The sequence below is a fragment of the Parapedobacter sp. ISTM3 genome (genome assembly GCF_016533505.1).
Lineage (GTDB): Bacteria > Bacteroidota > Bacteroidia > Sphingobacteriales > Sphingobacteriaceae > Parapedobacter > Parapedobacter luteus.
Genome location: NZ_JAENGN010000011.1, coordinates 51,331 through 69,917, shown reverse-complemented (window position 1 = coordinate 69,917; position 18,587 = coordinate 51,331). Strand labels below are relative to the sequence as shown.

17 protein-coding genes and 1 riboswitch are annotated in these 18,587 nt (G+C 50.3%); of the genes, 9 read left to right on the top strand and 8 right to left on the bottom strand.

What is annotated here, in order from left to right:
- Positions 1–3 precede the first annotated feature (3 nt).
- The 6 genes from gldM to JHJ32_RS14950 form a co-directional block, all read right to left on the bottom strand.
- On the bottom strand, positions 4–1,530 hold the full coding sequence (gene gldM, locus JHJ32_RS14975; protein WP_079718069.1) for a gliding motility protein GldM: 1,527 nt from the start codon (positions 1,528–1,530) through the stop codon (positions 4–6).
- Between the two features lie 51 nt (positions 1,531–1,581).
- Entirely contained in the window at positions 1,582–2,385 is an 804-nt protein-coding gene (gldL, locus tag JHJ32_RS14970) for a gliding motility protein GldL (RefSeq protein ID WP_079718070.1), read from the bottom strand.
- A gap of 49 nt (positions 2,386–2,434) precedes the next feature.
- Positions 2,435–3,739, bottom strand: coding sequence for an SUMF1/EgtB/PvdO family nonheme iron enzyme (locus JHJ32_RS14965; RefSeq protein WP_079718071.1), 1,305 nt, complete (start codon positions 3,737–3,739; stop codon positions 2,435–2,437).
- 341 nt (positions 3,740–4,080) lie between these two features.
- Positions 4,081–4,854, bottom strand: a complete 774-nt coding sequence (locus JHJ32_RS14960) for a uroporphyrinogen-III synthase (protein WP_079718072.1) — start codon at positions 4,852–4,854, stop codon at positions 4,081–4,083.
- Between the two features lie 10 nt (positions 4,855–4,864).
- Positions 4,865–5,842: a DUF4271 domain-containing protein gene (locus JHJ32_RS14955; RefSeq protein ID WP_200121490.1), complete on the bottom strand. Its 978-nt coding sequence runs from the start codon at positions 5,840–5,842 to the stop codon at positions 4,865–4,867.
- Positions 5,843–5,890: 48 nt separating this feature from the next.
- Positions 5,891–7,282, bottom strand: a complete 1,392-nt coding sequence (locus JHJ32_RS14950) for a DUF1080 domain-containing protein (protein WP_200121489.1) — start codon at positions 7,280–7,282, stop codon at positions 5,891–5,893.
- A gap of 145 nt (positions 7,283–7,427) precedes the next feature.
- Here JHJ32_RS14950 and JHJ32_RS14945 point away from each other — a divergent pair, with 145 nt between their 5' ends.
- Positions 7,428–7,772, top strand: a complete 345-nt coding sequence (locus tag JHJ32_RS14945; RefSeq protein ID WP_200121488.1) for an MGMT family protein — start codon at positions 7,428–7,430, stop codon at positions 7,770–7,772.
- Here JHJ32_RS14945 and hpt read toward each other — a convergent pair.
- Both hpt and JHJ32_RS14935 read right to left on the bottom strand, forming a co-directional pair.
- On the bottom strand, positions 7,751–8,290 hold the full coding sequence (gene hpt, locus JHJ32_RS14940; RefSeq protein WP_200121487.1) for a hypoxanthine phosphoribosyltransferase: 540 nt from the start codon (positions 8,288–8,290) through the stop codon (positions 7,751–7,753). The genes JHJ32_RS14945 and hpt overlap by 22 nt on opposite strands.
- Positions 8,287–10,368 carry a biosynthetic peptidoglycan transglycosylase gene (locus JHJ32_RS14935; RefSeq protein ID WP_200121486.1) on the bottom strand — a complete coding sequence of 694 codons (2,082 nt, stop codon included), beginning with the start codon at positions 10,366–10,368 and terminating at the stop codon, positions 8,287–8,289. Before JHJ32_RS14935 ends, hpt begins: the two co-directional genes overlap by 4 nt.
- Positions 10,369–10,573: 205 nt before the next feature.
- Between JHJ32_RS14935 and JHJ32_RS14930 the strand changes: the two genes are divergently transcribed.
- From JHJ32_RS14930 to JHJ32_RS14895, 8 genes are all read left to right on the top strand, one after another.
- The gene (locus JHJ32_RS14930) at positions 10,574–11,635 is read left to right on the top strand and encodes an Mrp/NBP35 family ATP-binding protein (protein ID WP_079718078.1); all 1,062 of its coding nucleotides are present in this window, start codon (positions 10,574–10,576) and stop codon (positions 11,633–11,635) included.
- A gap of 412 nt (positions 11,636–12,047) precedes the next feature.
- Positions 12,048–12,152: riboswitch (TPP riboswitch) on the top strand.
- A gap of 43 nt (positions 12,153–12,195) precedes the next feature.
- On the top strand, positions 12,196–12,399 hold the full coding sequence (gene thiS, locus JHJ32_RS14925; RefSeq protein WP_200121485.1) for a sulfur carrier protein ThiS: 204 nt from the start codon (positions 12,196–12,198) through the stop codon (positions 12,397–12,399).
- A 20-nt stretch (positions 12,400–12,419) separates the two neighbouring features.
- Positions 12,420–14,288 (top strand): phosphomethylpyrimidine synthase ThiC, encoded by a 1,869-nt coding sequence (thiC, locus tag JHJ32_RS14920; protein ID WP_200121484.1) that lies wholly within the window; start codon positions 12,420–12,422, stop codon positions 14,286–14,288.
- Positions 14,272–14,898 carry a thiamine phosphate synthase gene (locus JHJ32_RS14915; protein ID WP_200121483.1) on the top strand — a complete coding sequence of 209 codons (627 nt, stop codon included), beginning with the start codon at positions 14,272–14,274 and terminating at the stop codon, positions 14,896–14,898. Before thiC ends, JHJ32_RS14915 begins: the two co-directional genes overlap by 17 nt.
- A gap of 9 nt (positions 14,899–14,907) precedes the next feature.
- Positions 14,908–15,630 (top strand): thiamine phosphate synthase, encoded by a 723-nt coding sequence (thiE, locus tag JHJ32_RS14910; RefSeq protein ID WP_079718082.1) that lies wholly within the window; start codon positions 14,908–14,910, stop codon positions 15,628–15,630.
- Positions 15,605–16,378 (top strand): thiazole synthase, encoded by a 774-nt coding sequence (locus JHJ32_RS14905; RefSeq protein ID WP_233632680.1) that lies wholly within the window; start codon positions 15,605–15,607, stop codon positions 16,376–16,378. Before thiE ends, JHJ32_RS14905 begins: the two co-directional genes overlap by 26 nt.
- Positions 16,379–16,383: 5 nt before the next feature.
- Complete coding sequence (gene thiH / locus JHJ32_RS14900; RefSeq protein ID WP_200121482.1) at positions 16,384–17,535, top strand: 2-iminoacetate synthase ThiH; 1,152 nt, start codon at positions 16,384–16,386, stop codon at positions 17,533–17,535.
- 13 nt (positions 17,536–17,548) lie between these two features.
- Positions 17,549–18,586, top strand: a complete 1,038-nt coding sequence (locus tag JHJ32_RS14895) for a HesA/MoeB/ThiF family protein (RefSeq protein ID WP_233632679.1) — start codon at positions 17,549–17,551, stop codon at positions 18,584–18,586.
- Position 18,587 lies beyond the last annotated feature (1 nt).

Below are 18,587 nucleotides of genomic sequence, written 5' to 3'. Positions count from 1 at the left end.
AAGTTAATTAATTCTGAACGAAATTGGATCTAATTCTTGCTGTATACCGTCAGGTCCTACCGCAATGATGTTGTAAAAGAACACAAAAGAACCCGGCGAAACCGAACTCAATGCATTCTGCATTGGCCCGGAAAATGTTCCGTCGGTGCCTTGGTATGGACCCATTGGATCGACCCGTGGTTTTTGTATCAACATGGAAAACCGCGAAATATTGAATTTGGCATCAAACTCAAAGTCATCAAGCGCGGCAAAAATTCGGTTTTGCCCTTTGATTTGGGCGGCGGCCACCGCCCCACCTGACCGACCGGCTACACGAGCTTGTGGTTTGGGTATGCGCTTTACACGGAAATTTGTCGAACCAAGGGATTGTGTTTGATCACCTATCCTCGCCGATACATTGATGCTTGCCGTACCAGGCTGAGTCACGCGGGCGACGTATTTACCGCCTGAACCGGATACGCTGACCCCTTCTCCGCTCACCGCTAAGCTCTCTTTGGGAATTCCCGGAGCCGAGACAGATATCGGGTTGTCAACGCCAATGTATAGCACATTCATGGCATCCGGCGACACGACGGCCGACGGGCGAGCCACTTGGTATGTTTGCGGCTCCGTGACGTATTCCTTCACGGTACCATCGGTCTGCTTCACGCGGATGGTGCCCGTCCAATTGAAGACACCCTCACTGGAGGTGTTGACCGAATATGTGGCTTGACCGTCAGTGACCGGCAGCGCATTGTTCCCTACAAATATTTCAGGATTGGATTTCGAGTCATAAGCAGTCAAGAACACCTTGGCTGTATAGGGCTGCCCCTGAATGATGTAAGATGATGGCGCCACCGCTACGGCTGCAAACCTGTCTAAGTTTACCACGGCCATGTCCATCTCACCAAAGATATGTTTTACAACTGCCGCTTCCGCATTTTTAACATCGGCTTTGATTTTTTCCAAAGCGGTGATAGCCGCCGTCAGCGGGATACCATCGCCAAAATTTGCCTGTTCCCACGATTTTTGAATGCCGCCGCGTGAAGGTGGATCCTGGGCATCCAATGAAAATGTCACCTCATTGTTGGATAATGCAAGTAGCTGTTCGCGGGTCTCATTGATGAGGTTACGTAGCTTTTCTGCACGTTTTTCCTTTTGTTTGATCATAATTCGGGGGCTGATGCTTAGGTTGTCGCGCTTTCTGACATCTCCCGTTGCTTCATTTTGTCCGCCCCCTTCCAACTCGAGTAGTGTTTTTAAGGAATCGATATAATTGGACAAGTTATTGGCCAATTGGGTAGCTTGTTCTGCTTTGTTTAAGATGGGTTGTGCCCGATCCGGCTCATCTTTCAATTTAGTGGCCCTAAAGGCGTTAAACATATTGTCTATACCTTCCTGTGTGTTTTTGGTGGAAGTACCCAAGCTTATTTCAAGGTTTTTGAAGGCATCGAGCACAGAATCACTTACGTTCAACGCCACCAATCCCAATAGGACAAGGTATAAAATGCCCATCATTCGTTGCCTGGGGGTCTGTTTTCCTGCTGCCATGTTGTAATTTACTGTTTACGGTTTGTGGGTTGTTGCTATTTACCTAATAAATTACACGCGTGGTTGATTCATGGCGGCCAGCATATTGCCGTAAATGGCATTTAGCGAGGCGAGGCTCTTATTCAAATGGCTCACCTGCTCTTTGAGCTGTTGCGCATCGGTAGCCGATTCGCCGAAGTTTTTCAGTGTTTGTGCAATGCTGTCATAATGTTGGGTGATGCTCTTCAGCTTACTGCCTGACTCTTTGAGCTCAAGCTCGTACACCGCGTTAAGTTGTTGCAGATTGGTTGCAAGCTTATTTACCTGTTCTTGATAAGTCTTGGCATCGGTGCTGGCGCTGCCGATATTTGCCAAATCACTGGAAGCCTTTTCAAAAGCGACGTTCAGTTTATCAAAGCTATTGGTTGCGCCTTTTATTTTTTCAGTAAACTGGCTGGTTGCCAGCGATGCATCGGATACATTGGAGATGGCAGCCACCTTTTCGCCGAATGTACGCAGACCATCGCCAAGGTTTCCGATTAAATCGGGGCTTATTCGGGCATCTTGTAACATCTTGTCAAGTGCTGCGGTAGTGCCTACATTTGACACGGGTGATGCGGCAACGGAAGCTTTAGGTAGTTCGCCTTTATAATCTTCGGCCAGTTCCGGGTACACCCGTGTCCAGTCCACATCTTTCTCTTCCGTTTGAAACCCTAACAGAAAAAATAACACGGCTTCGGTGCCAAGCCCCAACACAATTAACCAGTCCCCCGCCGGCCAATGCTGTAGTTTTGCCATGAGTCCGATAATGACCACGGTCGCTCCCCAGGATACGATGTTATTAATACCTACTTTAAATTTACGTTTTTCTGCCATGGTAGTACTGAAATAAAAATAAGTTGTTTGAAAGTTGATTATGGTTTTGTTAATTATTCATTGGATCTACACCCGGATACGCCGACACACTTCTAAAGCCGATATAAGATTTGGCGGTATCTTGATATTCATAGGCACGTGCAGAATTTTGCAAAAAGTACCCAACATCTTTCCACGAGCCGCCTCGGATGACTTTACGCTGCAGAGACTGGGGGTCTCCTGGTTTGGCGTCATATCGATAGGTGGGATTCATGTCATGAACAAAAGAGGACGCAGACTCATTGAAGGAAGAAGAAGTCCACTCCGCCACATTGCCGGCCATATTGTACAGACCGAAGTCGTTGGGGAAATATGAGTAGACGGGAGCGGTATATGCAGCGCCGTCGTCAATGTAGTTCCCCCTTCCAGGCTTGAAATTGGCCATAAGACAACCCTTTGCATTCCGTGCGGAAGGGCCTCCCCAAGGATATGGTGAGCCGACGCGGCCTCCTCGAGCCGCATATTCCCATTCTGCCTCAGAAGGCAGCATATAAGGTTGTCTGATTTCGCGATTTCCGCCCCGGCTCCGCTGGTGATTCTCAAAAAGCCGGGAGCGCCAGGTATTAAAAGCCTGGGCTTGGCGCCAGGTGACACCTACTACAGGATACTCGTCAAACGAAGGATGTGAAAAATATCCCTCAACCATGGGCTCATTTTGGGCATAGCTGAAATCATTAAGCCAGACAGTCGTGTCCGGATACACCAGAATGGTGTCACGCCGGATAAAGTCAGAACGTGTTTTCGTAGGATCGTTTTTTGCAGCGGTAGCAGCGCGTAAGTCATACCACTCATAATGATAGCGCAGTAAACGCACATCAAGTTCGTCCTTCCCAAAAATGCGGTCTTCACCTTGATAGTACATTTGCCGCGTGCGCTCACGGACGGCCTGGTCCTTCGAATTCCATAACGAGCGCTTGCCGTTGTTTACTTTGGACCAATCGATGTATCGTTCATTAGTGCCCTCCACCTGTACAAAGTAATTGTCATCCTGTAAAAAATTGTATATCAAAATGGAGTCACGAACCCAATTGACGAATTGCCGGTATTCGCTGTTGGAGATTTCGGTATCGTCCATGTAAAACGACGATATGGTAACCTGTCTGTTTTGAGCAACCTGTGCAAAGGTGATATCCTGATCCGATTGGCCCATGATAAATGTGCCGCCTGGAACGAGCACCATCCCATGAGGAACGCGGTTGGTTTTTAAACGCTCACGTTTTACGCCAACCAACTCACCTCCGCCCGAACGACTACAACCAACTGAGAAAATAACGAATATGAAGATGGGAACTAGTAGTAAATATCTTTTGTTCATTTAGATTCTATTGATTATAAGCAGAATGCCATGGTCACTAATGGTTTTTAACTTTACAAACAATTTTCGTGATTTATCCATAAAGTCCATGATTAATAACCCGTATGATAGCAAATTTCAAACCAAAAATATCTTCAAATCGTTTGTTTGCTTCATTGGCGCAAATGTAATTATCTTTTCTAACATGCTCAAAATAACGTTTTCTATGTAGATGGAATTCTGCGCTAATCGCTATCAGAACGACGGCATAAATTTATTAAAAGAAATGATATTTCCCGACCGAAGAGAAAGATATTTTTAAAAAAAGCCGTCCCAGCGCAATGCAGCACGTGAGAAACGGCCTATTTGTTTGCCATTTTGATGTATTGTTCAACCGCCATGGTCATGCTGGGCGCTTCGGGTGTTGGGGCTGCTATATCCAGGATCAAACCCCTGTCTAATATGGCTTGATGAGTGCTGGATCCGAAGGCGGCGAGACGTGTGTTGTTTTGCTTGAAGTCGGGGAAGTTTTCAAATAGGGATTGCACGCTGGACGGGCTGAAAAAGACGATAATATCGTAAAATACGTCTTTTAAATCGGACAAATCGCTTACCACCGTACGGAAAAGCACGGCGGGTGTGACCTGATAACCGTTTTCCTGCAGCCAATTATAGGTTTCTTCATTGGCTACGTCAGAGCATGGATATAAAAACTTTTCTTTGGCATGTTTCTTTAATACATCGGCCAAATCCTTAGCTGTTTGCTTGCCAAAGAAAATCTTGCGTTTGCGGTACTGGATGTACTTTTGCAGGTACAAAGCGATGGTTTCCGAAAGACAGAAGTATTTCAGGTCTGCAGGTACGTCGTAGCGCATTTCTTCGCAAATGCGGAAGAAATGGTCAGCAGCGTTGCGACTGGTGAAGATGACTGCAGTGAAATCCGCGGGATTAATCCGCTGCTCTTTACGGACATCGCGTGCGGGGACACCTTCCACATGAATAAAGGCTCTGAAATCAAGCTTTAGGTTATACTTTTGTGCCAAAGCGAAATATGGTGATTTCTCGTTCTCGGGCTTAGGCAACGTCACTAAAATGCTTTTTACTTTCTTTGCTCTATCTGCTTCTGACACTTGCATGTTTTTTTCCTTAATTACTGAGTACTTTTATCAAAATAAGTACTGGAGCGATTTCGAGGCAGCAAAGATACATAAATAAATAAAACTTTGAAAATCGGTGATTGGTTAGCAAGTTGGTAGCCGTCTTTGCAAACCGGAAAATGAACAAACAGGATACGACAATCAACGTCATGGGAATGACCCAAACCATTTGGTTCTGTGGAGCTAAACTTAATACTAATATAACGGGCAGAAATACCAGCGCAGCATTAAAATAACTTAAATATAATATCGATACATATTCACGCACGAGGCGTTGCATATCAAAAACAAATCCCAAAAATCGCGTGGCGATAATTTTGAGTATAAACAATACCATGACAAAAACGGAAATCCCGAAAAAGGTCTCAATGCCGTTGGAACCGGTATGCGTGCTATAATACAAACTGCATAAGTAGAGGAACAGCCCCAGCGCAAAACCAAACAATACATATAAAAAGACAAAAGGCCAGGAACTGTACAAGGTGTCTTCCTTGTTGATTTGTAATAACATGCGATCGCTGTAAAATGCTTGGACGATGGATGCCACTTCATTGGGAAACGCAGCCCGCACAATTCCGAGGAAAAGCAAGAGTATGCCGATGGCCATGATAATCCACGGCTCGCGACGGGGCTTCTCGTCGTCTATCTTGATGTCTTCTTCCAATGAACGGGCAAATGCCAGCCAGCTTATGAAGTCGCCTTTTTCCACGACCAAAAGCTCCCGCAAACTATCAGCGAATTGGTTGGGCCGTTCAGGATCTGGCATACCGATGTACTGCATACGCAATGAGTCCTGCATACGTGCAATGGAATCAGCCAGTCGTTTTTTTTCAGCGATTTGCGCTTGCTTTATCGAATCACGTGCGGATAAGATTAGCGGCTCTTGCGGTAAGGCATTTGGCGCATGGGCAAAAACAGCATAGGCATGGACAAACCAAAAACTGACTACCAATACAAACCACTTCATTGCCATAATCAAATTAAAGGCAGTAAAGTTAGGCAAAAATCAATGGTTTTAAAGGCTCTTGATTTTTATGCTGCGGAAACTTACCCGGTCGCCGTGATCCTGTAGCAAAATATGCCCCTTGTCTGCCTGGCCGAAATTCTCCCAGTTTTTGTACTTGCTTTCGCTGACCAATCTTTTATATTCGTCCGAACCGCGTACATATTGCACGACCTTTTCGCCGTTGAGATAGTGGGTGACGGTGTTGTCCGGTGCTACCACAATCCGGCCTTTGTTCCATTCGCCGATATTACGTGTCGAACGGCTGCTTTTGTTAGCCTTGATCAAGTCATATAGCGAGGCCAGTGTACGGTTTCCGTCTTTACCCATTTTAGCATCCGGATGCCGCTCGTCATCCAGTACTTGGTACTCCAGCCCAATAGCCGACCCTGTATTCTTTTCGGCGAGTGTGACGAAATATTTTACGCCGCTATTGGCACCTTCGGTGAGCTTAAACTCAAACGACAGGTCAAAAGCACTAAACTGCTCGGTGGTCACGATATCACCCCCATTGGTAGACTCTCCGCCATCAGCGGGCAATACCGTAATGCTGCCATCCTTGATATCCCATCCCTTGGCGGGGAACGTATCTTTATATGCACCTACCCAGCCGGCATTGCTGGTTCCGTCGAAGAGCAGCTTGTATCCACTTTGTTCTTCATAGGCTGTGAGGCTATTTGGTGTCAAATTTACGGTGTAGATGCCGGACGGAAAATCCTTCGGTTGCAGGTTTTCAGTTTGAATCCGGATATTTTTGAAATAGACCTTTTTCCCAGCCAACGAGGAGTCGTTAATGCTATGCACCTGTAACCCAATGAAGCCGGTGGCATCGATGGTGTCGACCACATGGGCTACCGGGATGTCGTTTATCCATGTTTTTGTTTCATTGCCAATAGCCTCGATACGAATATGATTGTAGGCGTCCTTTTTATAAGCGGTTTTGGCTTCTTCATTCAAGTCAAGCGGATAAAGCCAACCGCGGCGTGCTTCGTCATAAATGCCGCCTGTCCATGCCCGAGGCGTAGGGTCTATTTCAACCTGCCTGCCATAAACGCGTCCGTTGCCGCTTTCGCTGATATGGCTGCGCGTCTGAACGCCGGAATTGGTTGTTTCCCCTTCCAGTTTTACGTCCAACTCAAGGATAAAATCGCCATACTCCTGTTCTGTAATCAGGAACGAATTGGGTGTGCCCGCAGTCATTGTTCCGACGATAGCACCGTCTTCAACCGCGTAAGGGGCCTCGCCTCCCACTGATCGCCATCCCTCCAACGTTTCACCGTTAAACAAGGATTGCCAGCCATCACTTGTTGCTGAGGTGGTACATGAGGCGGACACGGCGCTCGCCAAAACGACGGCAAACAAACCATTTAACCGCCGGCTTTTGCCATATGATGAAGTGTTCATAATGCTATTGATAAGTTAATCAAATAAATAGTTTAGCTTTGTTGCTGCTGATTATAATTGATTTTTTTTCAATTATAGCTCAAATTTTTGAGCTGCAGCACGGATGACGTTGATTTTTTTACGAAAACGATGTCGTAGGCAAGGTATGGAGATAAAAGGCACGGCAAACTTTTTTGAACGGGTGTATGAAATTGTCCGGCAAATTCCGGAAGGGCGGGTGACCTCCTATGGGGCCATTGCGCGTTCATTGGGCGCTGCTGGGTCTTCACGGATGGTGGGGTACGCAATGCGCGCTGCTCACCGGGCCAATCCACCCGTGCCCGCTCACCGCGTGGTCAATCGCATAGGTGTCCTGAGTGGCAAAATGGCGTTTGGAAGCTCATCGTTAATGCAACAGTTGCTCGAGAACGAAGGGGTAGAGGTGGTGGATGACCGAATAGTGAATTTCCGTGCGGTTTTCTGGGATCCTCAGGAAGTGATTTCCTTGTAAATATCGGGCAGCGTCCGCCCGAGGCCTCGGTAGTCTAGCCCATATCCGACCACAAAATCGTTGTCGATCTCAAATCCTACATAAGCGATATTGTCAAAAGTATGGGTCACCGCACTGGGTTTTAGCAGCAGCGTACACACCGCTACTGAGGCAGGGTTTTGTTTGTTTACCAAATCAAGGGTATGCTTGAGGGAGTTGCCTGTATCGACAATGTCCTCAACGATAACGATATCCCGGCCCTCCAGGTCGACGTCCAAGCCGATCAGTTCCGTTACTTGATCCCGCCGGGCCGAACCGTCATAGGATGAAAGTTTGACGAATGACACCTCGCAGGCGATATGGATTTGTTTCATCAGGTCGGCCATGAACATAAAACAGCCGTTGAGCACGCCGACAAAAATCGGGTGTTGATGCTCGTATGCCACATTGAGCTGTATGCCGATAAGCCGGATCCGCTTCTTGATTTGGTTGTAGTCAATGATGCGCTCGAACTCTTTTTGATTGATGGTTACTTTCATTGCGGGTCCTCCGGATTTTCTTCCTGTTTTTTATCCTTGCTAAATATGCGATCCAACAGGCCACGTACTTCCTCCAACTCAGCGTCAAAGTCGGTAGCAGGCATCTGAAGCTGCAAGGTGTCTACCGCCGGTCTTTCCGGACGCAGGGCTTCGCGTAAGCGCACGGTATAAAAGCCATAGCTCGTCGAGGAATCGGCAGGTGCCAAACCGCGCCTTGCCATAATATTGCCGATATAACTGAAATACGGAGAAATATATGACTTAAGACTGCCATCATAAGCGAAGGAATATAAGCCCGTCTTAGGTCTGGGGACGATGCTCGCCAAATAAATACTCTCCCCAAGGGAGAGCTGGGAGGGATGTTTGCCGAAGTAATACCGCGACGCTTCGCTGATGCCATAGACATTGCGCCCCCATTCAATAATATTGAGGTAGACTTCGTACATCCGTTCTTTGCTTACTGCATGGGTGCTTTCCATCAGCCATACGATGAGTATCTCTTCCAGTTTGCGTACTATCGTTTTATTGCGGTTGAGGAATACATTTTTGACCAGTTGCATGGAGATGGTGCTGCCGCCACGTCTAAACGCTTTTTCCTTGTAGTTTATAGCAATGGAAGACCGGATGGCCTCCTCAACAAAGCCGTTGTGGCTAAAGAATGAAGGATCTTCCGTAGTCAGGATGGCGTTCTTGAGGTTTGGCGAAATCTCCGCAAGCGGAATAAAATTCGGATTTTCGGGGCCAACAATAATCTCGCGCACGGGCTTTCCCTCTTCATAGGGCGTATACACAAACGTTGTGTTGATTTTCGGAATATTAGCCTTGCCCCATGCATTGACGTTAAATCCTTCCTGCTCCATTTTTGAACTAAACTGGACACTATCTGGATTGCTGGTGTCAAGAAACGTTTCCAGCTTGTATTGGATTTTGCCGGATACGCGTATGCCTTCTAATGATTCAAAAAGCCCATCCGGAAATGCATCAAATAGATCCTGTGCGTCCATCTCGGGAGTTTCCAGCGCAATGGCGTAAGTGGTGTCTGGGAACGCCGTATAGCGGATAAACGGGTGGATTTGCAATTTCTTGACGGTTATGGTTGATTCCTTGGAAAGCTCCACTTCGCTATCACCAACGATGATCTCGGCATCGACGTGGGCATCGGGCAGGATAACATCTTCTTGGGCGATACGCCAATGGTTGACCGTTAGGTTTTTAACCGCCCACTCACCTTTAATATGCAAGAATTCGTTGTTGGTCCAGTACACTTCCCGCAGGCGGGTCTCGATCGTGTCAAAACTCAATTTTAAGCCGAGCTTCTGCTCGAGCAAAGGCAGTGCGATTTGCTGGCCGTTGGCGTGTACCTTTACATAAAGCTGTCGTCTGCCCGGATTAAGTTTCCCCGAAACCTGCCACGCCGCTTCGTTGTCATTGAGGAAGACGGCAGAGGTGAGACTACCATTGTCAATGTCGGCCTTTGGAATGCTGATTCGTTGCTGAATACTGTCGTCGCGATAGGTCAGCAGTAAGTTACGCAACTCCATGTCTTCAGGAATTTTATAAAGTATGTTGTTGAGCATCCGGTTGGCTGTGTTAGCCATATTAAGATTGCCCTCCTCCGTATCCCCCGTAAGTTCGGAGGTATAGGTTGCCGTGGTATCCGCTTCCCTAAAAAGGAAATCGTAATTCCCGATGCTGTCTCTTTTGACGAGTTGGATGCGGGCGTCGTGTACACGTAGACGGCCGAACCTGACGTCACCTGTGATCAAGGGAAATAATTTTACGCTTACGGCAATTGATTTCACGCCAGCCAGCTGGTCCTTGCCTTGCGGGATAGCTTTTACATCTTCAAGTGTGACGGTGGTCAGCCCAGAAAAATAGGCCCTTCCTATCGTGAGGTCGATTTGATGTTCGTCGGTTAATGTAGATTGTATCCGAGCAATGGTAGATGCCAGTAGTGCCTCCCGCTTATGGTATGCAACCGCAAAAGCGACGATGCCACTCACGACGACGACGCCCAATATGATACCTCCAATGACAAGCTGCCGTTTGGTTATTTTATTTAACAGTTCCCTAAACATACAATTCGTAACAATACCGGTCTATTCTGTGTGCCTAAATACGGGATAAATATCATTAAAAACAAAGATATGGCAAGTTTGTGTTTGGCGTTTGGCAGTTTCCTCGTATGATAATTTTCCTTTTAAGGCCGGCGGGAACGCCCAAATTTAGTTTTAAATGACTATTTTTGCTCGGTTTGTACTTGCAAACAGCGATAGAAACGAGATGATTACGAAAGAACAAGTGTTGCATGCGTTGAGCCATGTAGATGATCCGGATCTGAAGAAGGATCTGGTCACGCTGAATATGATTCGGAATGTGGAAATCACGCCGTCGAAAATTCGGTTCGATGTGGTGCTTACCACCCCGGCATGCCCATTGAAAGGGCATATCGAACATGCTTGCCGCAATGCCATCGCGCTCTTCGTGGATAAAGATATTGCCGTAGACATCAATATGACGTCCAATGTGGTTGGCTCCAGGCACAGCCAGTTGGCCAACATCAAAAATATTATTTTGGTCGCATCTGGCAAGGGGGGGGTAGGTAAATCTACCGTCGCTGCTAATCTGGCGCTGGCCCTGCAAGCTACCGGCGCCAGCACGGGACTCCTGGATGCAGATATATACGGGCCATCGCTGCCCATCATGTTTGGGCTGGAGGGTGCGCATCCCAAGGCTTCCAAAACAGCCGATGGCAAGACGAAGATTGAGCCCATTGAAAAATACGGCTTGAAATTACTGTCTATCGGGTTCTTTACCGATCCGAATCAGCCCGTTCCTTGGCGCGGCCCAATGGTCAGTACGGCCGTCAAGCAATTGTTTAATGATGCGGACTGGGGCGAGTTGGATTATCTGATAGTTGATCTTCCTCCGGGCACGGGCGACGTACATATTACCGTAGCCCAGGGTTTCCCCATCGCCGGAGCGGTGATAGTCACTACGCCGCAGCATGTTGCTTTGGCAGACGCCGTTCGTGGCATCGGCATGTTCTTGATGGATGCCATCAATATTCCGCTGCTGGGCGTTGTCGAAAACATGGCTTACTTCACGCCGGCAGAATTGCCTAATCATAAATACTACATCTTTGGAAAAGACGGCGGTAAACGCTTGGCTGAACGATTTGAAGCGCCGTTTCTGGGCGAAATCCCGTTGGTGAAGAGCATCAGTGACTCCGGAGACAATGGCTTGCCAGTGATGTTGGACGAAAACAGTTCAGCACGTGCCGCTTTTCTTGAAATTGCCGGCAAAGTAGCACAGCGGCTGGCGATTGTACAAGCTGCCCGGTAACGCTCTCCTTCGGTACGCTTAATAGTGTAAATGGTGTAAGGCCCCGATGCGATGTCCCGTTTGCGGCCTGACTTCAGGCAGATTCTCCATACTAATGACTTAAACCAACCTTACCCCAAATTTACATGAAACAGGATAATGGTATGAACATCAGTTGCATTTTCTTTTTAGTTTATTCGGTTAACAACCGAGTAAACTCCGAACATGATCCGAATAAACACCGAATAAATATCGAATAAAAGGTAAGGTATGTGTAAATAAGAAGTAGCGAAGAAGTACAGCAGGGGTAACCTATGCAGGCGCGGCTACCGAACCCAAGCAGTGCCCAGCATGCTGTCGCGCTGACCATGAGGGACGATATACCTGGACCGAAAAACAGTTGCCATTATCCAAAAAAAACTTATCTTTGGCACCAATGCTTTAGGGGTGTTTCCCGCGGTAATACGCGGGAGGCTGAGAATAACCCTCATAACCTGCTCAGGATAATGCCTGCGAAGGGAAAAGTAACGGATTCCTCACACCTTTGGTGGCTTCCTAAAGCATGTTAACACATGCTCACTATGGAAGTCATTATTAACCACCAAACAGTTGTTACAAAACCCGAGGCGCCACTTTCGGAAGTGTTGCGTGCCTATGGCGTCGTACACGCCAAAGGCGTGGCTGTAGCGGTCAACGAAACCATTATCCCACAAAGCCATTGGAATACCAAACTCCTTGAACCCCGGGATCGCATCATGGTAATCAAAGCGGCCCAGGGGGGATAACCCATCCAAAATAGAACGATATGAAAACCGAAAAGCTCCCTAACGAAACCACCATCACACGGACACCATTTCCGCAGTCAAAAAAAATCTATGTGTCAGGAACGCTCCATGATGTCCGTGTGCCCATGCGTGAAATTTCGCTTTCCAAAACCACAGACCGCTTCCGCAATGAGGTGGAGGATAACCCGCCCGTAACCGTGTATGATACGAGCGGACCGTATACCGACCCTAATGTCGATATCGATGTGCGGCTTGGGTTGCCCCGCATCCGCGAACGCTGGATTGCCGGACGTGGCGATACCGACATGCTGCCGGGGGTATCTTCCGCGTATGGCCAATCGCGCCTTTCCGACCCTGCACTGGACTACCTGCGGTTCGAGCATAGTGCGACACCCCGTGCGGCCAAAGCGGGGAAAAACGTGTCGCAGATGCATTATGCCCGGCAAGGTATCATTACGCCGGAAATGGAGTTTGTCGCCATCCGCGAAAACCAGCGGCTGGAGCAATGTTACCGCAAGGACGACGCGATGTGGCAGCAGCACAAAGGCCAGAATTTTGGCGCACATGTGCATGATGGCTTCATCACGCCGGAGTTTGTCCGGCAGGAAATAGCCCTGGGCAGGGCAATACTTCCCGCCAACATCAACCATCCCGAGACGGAGCCCATGATTATCGGGCGTAATTTTCTCGTGAAAATCAATGCCAACATCGGCAATTCGGCGGTGACCTCCAGCATCGAGGAAGAGGTCGAAAAACTCGTGTGGGCAATCCGGTGGGGCGCCGACACGGTGATGGATCTCTCCACGGGTAAAAACATCCATGAAACCCGCGAGTGGATCATCCGCAACTCGCCCGTGCCCATCGGCACGGTACCTATCTACCAGGCGTTGGAAAAAGTGGGAGGTAAAGCGGAGGAATTGACATGGGAAATATTCAGGGATACCCTTATCGAACAGGCCGAGCAAGGGGTGGATTACTTCACCATCCACGCGGGGGTGCGGTTGCCTTATGTGCCGTTGACGGCGAAACGGACAACCGGTATCGTGTCGCGTGGTGGGTCTATTATGGCTAAATGGTGCCTGGCCCATCACCAGGAGAGTTTCCTGTATACGCATTTCGAGGATATCTGCGAAATTATGAAGCGGTATGATGTGGCGTTTTCCCTGGGTGATGGCCTGCGCCCCGGCTCCATCGCCGACGCCAACGACGAGGCGCAGTTTGCCGAACTGGATACCTTGGGTGAGCTGACGGAAATCGCCTGGCGGCACGATGTGCAGGTGATGATAGAAGGACCGGGGCATGTGCCGATGCACATGATAAAGGCCAACATGGATAAGCAACTGGCCGCATGTAAAGAAGCCCCATTCTATACGTTGGGGCCGCTTACCACGGATATTGCGCCGGGCTACGATCATATCACTTCGGCCATCGGGGCCGCGATGATCGGCTGGTTTGGCACCGCCATGCTTTGCTATGTAACGCCCAAGGAACACCTTGGCCTGCCTAATAAGAAGGATGTCAAAGACGGGGTTATTACTTACAAAATAGCAGCACATGCCGCAGACTTGGCCAAGGGGCACCCGGGTGCGCAGCATCGGGACAATGCCATGAGCAAGGCCCGGTTTGAGTTCCGCTGGGAGGATCAGTTCAACTTAGCGCTGGACCCCGATACGGCCCGCGAATATCACGACGAAACGCTGCCGGCCGAAGGGGCCAAAACGGCCCACTTTTGCAGCATGTGCGGCCCGCATTTCTGTAGCATGAAAATCACGCAAGATGTGCGGAAATATGCCGAGGACAATGGTATAGACAGTGCGGAAGCCCGGGCAAAGGGGATGGAGGAGAAGGCGAAAGAATTTCGGGAAAATAATTTTGAACTTTATTCTTGATGGCCGTATGCAACTGCTGGTGATTACGCAAGAAGATTTCTTTCCGGGAGAAGCCGATGTGCTCAACAGCATGTTTGAAGCGGGTTTATCCGGGCTTCACCTGCGCAAGCCCCAATCGAGCCGATACGAGATGCGGGCGCTGTTGCGAAGAATCCACGCCGATTTCCATAAACGTATCGTTATCCACGGGCACATGGCGTTGTCTGCTGAATTCGGCCTGCTGGGTGTGCATCTTCCGTTGGGTGTCCTGCTTGAAAAAGGGGTGCCACCCGTTGAGGGGTTGGTGTCTTGTTCGACGCACACACCTGCCGAGGTTTCGGCTGCTGCCCGGGTGGCCGACCGTGCGTTCATCAGTCCGGTGTTTGACAGTATTTCCAAAAAGGGATATCTGGGCAATGCACCGTTACTGACTAGCCACCGGCCTAAAGGAAATACGCTGTGGGTCGCTTTGGGCGGAATTACGCCAGAACGGCTACCCGCCGTGTCGTCACATGGGTTTGGTGCTGCTGCCGCCCTGGGATATATCTGGAAGGGCGGGCAACCACTCCAACGGTTTGAGACGTACCAAGCGGCGGCTGCGACCCTGCGACCGGTATCGGCCATGAATTGACAATGATTAATGAGGAGAAACGTGAACACCATTGATAAATTGCATTACATCACGCACCCATTACCCGATTATCCTATTGCCCAGCAGGTGGAAGACGTCTGTCGGGGCGGATGCTCGTGGGTACAGTTGCGCATGAAAGAGGCCCGTACAGAAGAGCGGTTGGCTGAGGCGCTGCGGATACTTCCGCGAATAAGACACTACGGCGCCACGTTGATCATCAACGATGATGTCTACGCGGCAAAAGCCGCGGATGCAGACGGTGTGCATCTTGGTGCAGACGATATGCACCCATCGGAAGCACGGCATCTGCTTGGTGCCGGCAAGATAATAGGCTGCACCGCCAATACCTTGGACGATGTGCTCCGGCTTAGCCAATACGACATCGACTACATCGGGGTAGGGCCTTTCCGTTTTACATCGACAAAGGAGAAGCTAAGCCCCGTACTGGGAGGGGAAGGTATACACCGGATTGTAGCCGCCGCGCGGATCCACGGTGTCCGCATCCCGATAATAGCTATTGGCGGCATTACCCCCGAAAATATCGGCGGACTGCTAAATACGGGTATACATGGTGTAGCTGTTTCCGGAGCGATACACGCCGCCATGGACAAGGCAACCGCTTGCGAAGCCATTATCGCACAGCTGAACACCCATCACCCTTCACCGATTACCCACCACCCATCACTGACCACCAATCACCAAAAAAATGAACGACATACTAAAAATAGCTGACAAGACATTTTCCTCCCGCTTATTTGCAGGTACAGGGAAATTCGGCGACCATCAACTGATGGAAAATGCCCTGCTGGCTTCGGAAACCGAGCTTGTGACGGTCGCACTGAAGCGCGTGGAGCACACCGGGCAGGAAGAAGATACCTTGCTGCGGCATTTAGCGCATGCACATATCCAACTACTGCCGAACACCTCCGGCGTACGTAATGCCACGGAGGCGGTATTTGTTGCGCAATTGGCGCGGGAAGCGCTGGAAACCAGCTGGTTGAAGCTGGAGATTCATCCCGACCCGAAATACCTCATGCCCGATCCGATTGAAACGCTGGCCGCCGCCGAGCAATTGGTTAAGCTGGGTTTTGTGGTGCTGCCGTATTGCCATGCTGATCCGGTGCTGTGCAAACGGCTGGAAGAAGTAGGCGTGGCAGCCGTCATGCCATTGGGCGCACCCATCGGCAGCAACAAAGGGCTGGCCATGCTGGATATGCTGCGCATCATTATTGATCAGGCCAACGTACCGGTGGTGATAGATGCGGGCATTGGAGCGCCCAGCCACGCCGCACAGGCGATGGAACTGGGTGCGGATGCCGTGCTGGTCAATACCGCAATGGCTACGGCGGGCGACCCGGTGCAGATAGCTGAAGCGTTCAAATGGGCGGTCCGTGCAGGGCGGCAGGCTTTTCTCGCCGGGCTGCCCGGCGAGCAATCGGTCGCTTCCGCAACAAGCCCGCTTACGGCATTTTTGGATTAGAAAGTATGTTTACATCGATATTCAACCAATACGATTGGAACGAGGAGCTGCGGTCTATTTACAATAAGACCGATGCGGAGGTCCGGCGGGCGTTGGCCAGGAAACAACGGACATTGGACGACTTCAAGGCGTTGATTTCTCCAGCGGCCGCACCTTATCTGGAGCATATGGCGCTACTCAGCCAGCAGGCCACACAAAAACGTTTCGGTAAGACCATCCAACTGTACGCACCGCTATACCTCTCCAACGAATGCCAAAATATCTGCACCTACTGCGGATTCAGCCTGGATAACCAAATTCCCCGCAAAACGCTAACAGCTGCAGAACTGCTGCAGGAATTGCTTGCCGTGAAGGCGATGGGGTATCAGCACATCCTGTTGGTCACGGGCGAGGCCCAGCAGCTCGTGGGGATGTCCTATTTCCGCCAGATGCTCCCCTTGGTGAAACAGCATTTCCAGCATATTGCCATGGAAGTGCAGCCATTGGACGAGGCTGACTATGCCGAGCTGCGTGCACGGGGCGTGAACACCATCCTCGTTTATCAGGAAACCTACCACCGGGAAGATTACCGGAAGCACCACCCCAAGGGCAAAAAGTCCAACTTCGATTACCGGTTAGCATGCCCTGACCGTATTGGCCGGGCCGGTATCCATAAAATCGGCATCGGCGCCTTGCTCGGGCTCGATGATTGGCGGACCGATAGCTTTTTTGCGGCGCTGCACCTGCAATACCTTGAGCGGACGTACTGGCAGAGCAAATTTTCGGTGTCCTTTCCCCGCCTACGTCCCCATGTGGGCGGCCTGCAGCCCAAGTCGGTCATCACCGACCGGGAATTGGTGCAGCTAATCTGTGCATGGCGGCTGTTCAATGGCGAGGTGGAGCTGTCCATGTCTACCCGTGAAAGTCCGCGGTTTCGCGACAACATCATCAAGCTGGGGATTACGTCCATCAGTGCCGGGTCGAAGACCAATCCCGGTGGTTATGCTGTGGAGCCTCAGAGCCTTGAGCAGTTTGAGATTGACGACGGGCGCAGTCCGGCCATCATCGCACAGGTCATCAGGGAAGCAGGGTATCAACCCGTCTGGAAGGACTGGGACCACGCGTTGCATGGCGGCGAGACCAACGGCAAATTCCCGTTACCGGAAGAAATTGGTTAAGTTTGTCTTGAATATGGCACAGCAACTGACACAAACGGAAATCCATTATTTCGACCGCCACCTGAAATTATCCGGCTTCGGGCGGGAAGCCCAGCAGCGCCTGAAAGCCGCCCGTGTATTGGTTGTGGGGGCAGGGGGGCTGGGATGCCCCGTGTTGCAATACCTGGCCATGGCTGGTGTAGGGCACGTCAGCGTCATCGATGCCGACACGGTAAGTTACCACAACCTGCACCGGCAGGTGCTGTTTTCGCCAGGCGATGTCGGAAATAACAAAGCCGAAACGGCCGTGCGGCGGTTGGCCGCCCAGCAGCCGCTTGTCCGGTTCACTGCCTATGCCGAAGCGCTGTCAACCAGCAATGCACTGTCGCTCGTCGGCGGGCATGACCTGGTGATAGACGGCACGGACAACTTTGAAACCCGGTATTTGGTCAACGATGCCTGCGTCATCCAAGGCGTGCCGTTCGTGTCGGGCGCTATCGACCGCTACACGGGGCAGGTGTCAGTATTTAATTATGCGGGAGGGCCCACCTACCGCTGCCTGTACCCTGAGCCGCCGGCCGAATGCGGCTCATGTGCCATCGATGGCGTGCTCAACGTGTTGCCGGGCATCATCGGTACCCTGATGGTTAATGAAGCCCTTAAAGTGTTAGGGGGGTATGGCGAAGTGCTGGCAGGCAGGTTGCTTTTGGTGGATATCCGCGGCAACGGTTATCAGCAGTTCAGCTTTTCAGCCGTTGAGGAAAACAAGCATATCCAGGCATTACAGACGAGCTATGTCCCGGAAGCGGAGTCCGGGGGAAGGCCTGTTGAAGTGAGTGCTCTGCCCGGTGGCGCTTTGTTGGTGGACGTACGGGAAGCGTGGGAGTACGAAGAAGGTCACGCGGATGACCACATTAACATTCCGCTTCATGAATTGCCGCAGCGTGCGGCCGAATGGGCCGGTAATGACCGGACGGTTGTTTTTTACTGCACCACGGGGAAGCGCAGCCGTATGGCCGTGGAGGTGGCCAAGAAACATGGCATCGCCGCAATTGCAGAGCGGTTGGGGTAAT

Excerpts from the sequence above, each read along its gene's own strand:
- gldM (WP_079718069.1), bottom strand. The coding sequence starts at position 1,530 with ATGGCAGCAGGAAAACAGACCCCCAGGCAACGAATGATGGGCATTTTA.
- gldL (WP_079718070.1), bottom strand. The coding sequence starts at position 2,385 with ATGGCAGAAAAACGTAAATTTAAAGTAGGTATTAATAACATCGTATCC.
- JHJ32_RS14965 (WP_079718071.1), bottom strand. The coding sequence starts at position 3,739 with ATGAACAAAAGATATTTACTACTAGTTCCCATCTTCATATTCGTTATT.
- JHJ32_RS14960 (WP_079718072.1), bottom strand. The coding sequence starts at position 4,854 with ATGCAAGTGTCAGAAGCAGATAGAGCAAAGAAAGTAAAAAGCATTTTA.
- JHJ32_RS14955 (WP_200121490.1), bottom strand. The coding sequence starts at position 5,842 with ATGAAGTGGTTTGTATTGGTAGTCAGTTTTTGGTTTGTCCATGCCTAT.
- JHJ32_RS14950 (WP_200121489.1), bottom strand. The coding sequence starts at position 7,282 with ATGAACACTTCATCATATGGCAAAAGCCGGCGGTTAAATGGTTTGTTT.
- JHJ32_RS14945 (WP_200121488.1), top strand. The coding sequence starts at position 7,428 with ATGGAGATAAAAGGCACGGCAAACTTTTTTGAACGGGTGTATGAAATT.
- hpt (WP_200121487.1), bottom strand. The coding sequence starts at position 8,290 with ATGAAAGTAACCATCAATCAAAAAGAGTTCGAGCGCATCATTGACTAC.
- JHJ32_RS14935 (WP_200121486.1), bottom strand. The coding sequence starts at position 10,368 with ATGTTTAGGGAACTGTTAAATAAAATAACCAAACGGCAGCTTGTCATT.
- JHJ32_RS14930 (WP_079718078.1), top strand. The coding sequence starts at position 10,574 with ATGATTACGAAAGAACAAGTGTTGCATGCGTTGAGCCATGTAGATGAT.
- thiS (WP_200121485.1), top strand. The coding sequence starts at position 12,196 with ATGGAAGTCATTATTAACCACCAAACAGTTGTTACAAAACCCGAGGCG.
- thiC (WP_200121484.1), top strand. The coding sequence starts at position 12,420 with ATGAAAACCGAAAAGCTCCCTAACGAAACCACCATCACACGGACACCA.
- thiE (WP_079718082.1), top strand. The coding sequence starts at position 14,908 with ATGAGGAGAAACGTGAACACCATTGATAAATTGCATTACATCACGCAC.
- JHJ32_RS14905 (WP_233632680.1), top strand. The coding sequence starts at position 15,605 with ATGAACGACATACTAAAAATAGCTGACAAGACATTTTCCTCCCGCTTA.
- thiH (WP_200121482.1), top strand. The coding sequence starts at position 16,384 with ATGTTTACATCGATATTCAACCAATACGATTGGAACGAGGAGCTGCGG.
- JHJ32_RS14895 (WP_233632679.1), top strand. The coding sequence starts at position 17,549 with ATGGCACAGCAACTGACACAAACGGAAATCCATTATTTCGACCGCCAC.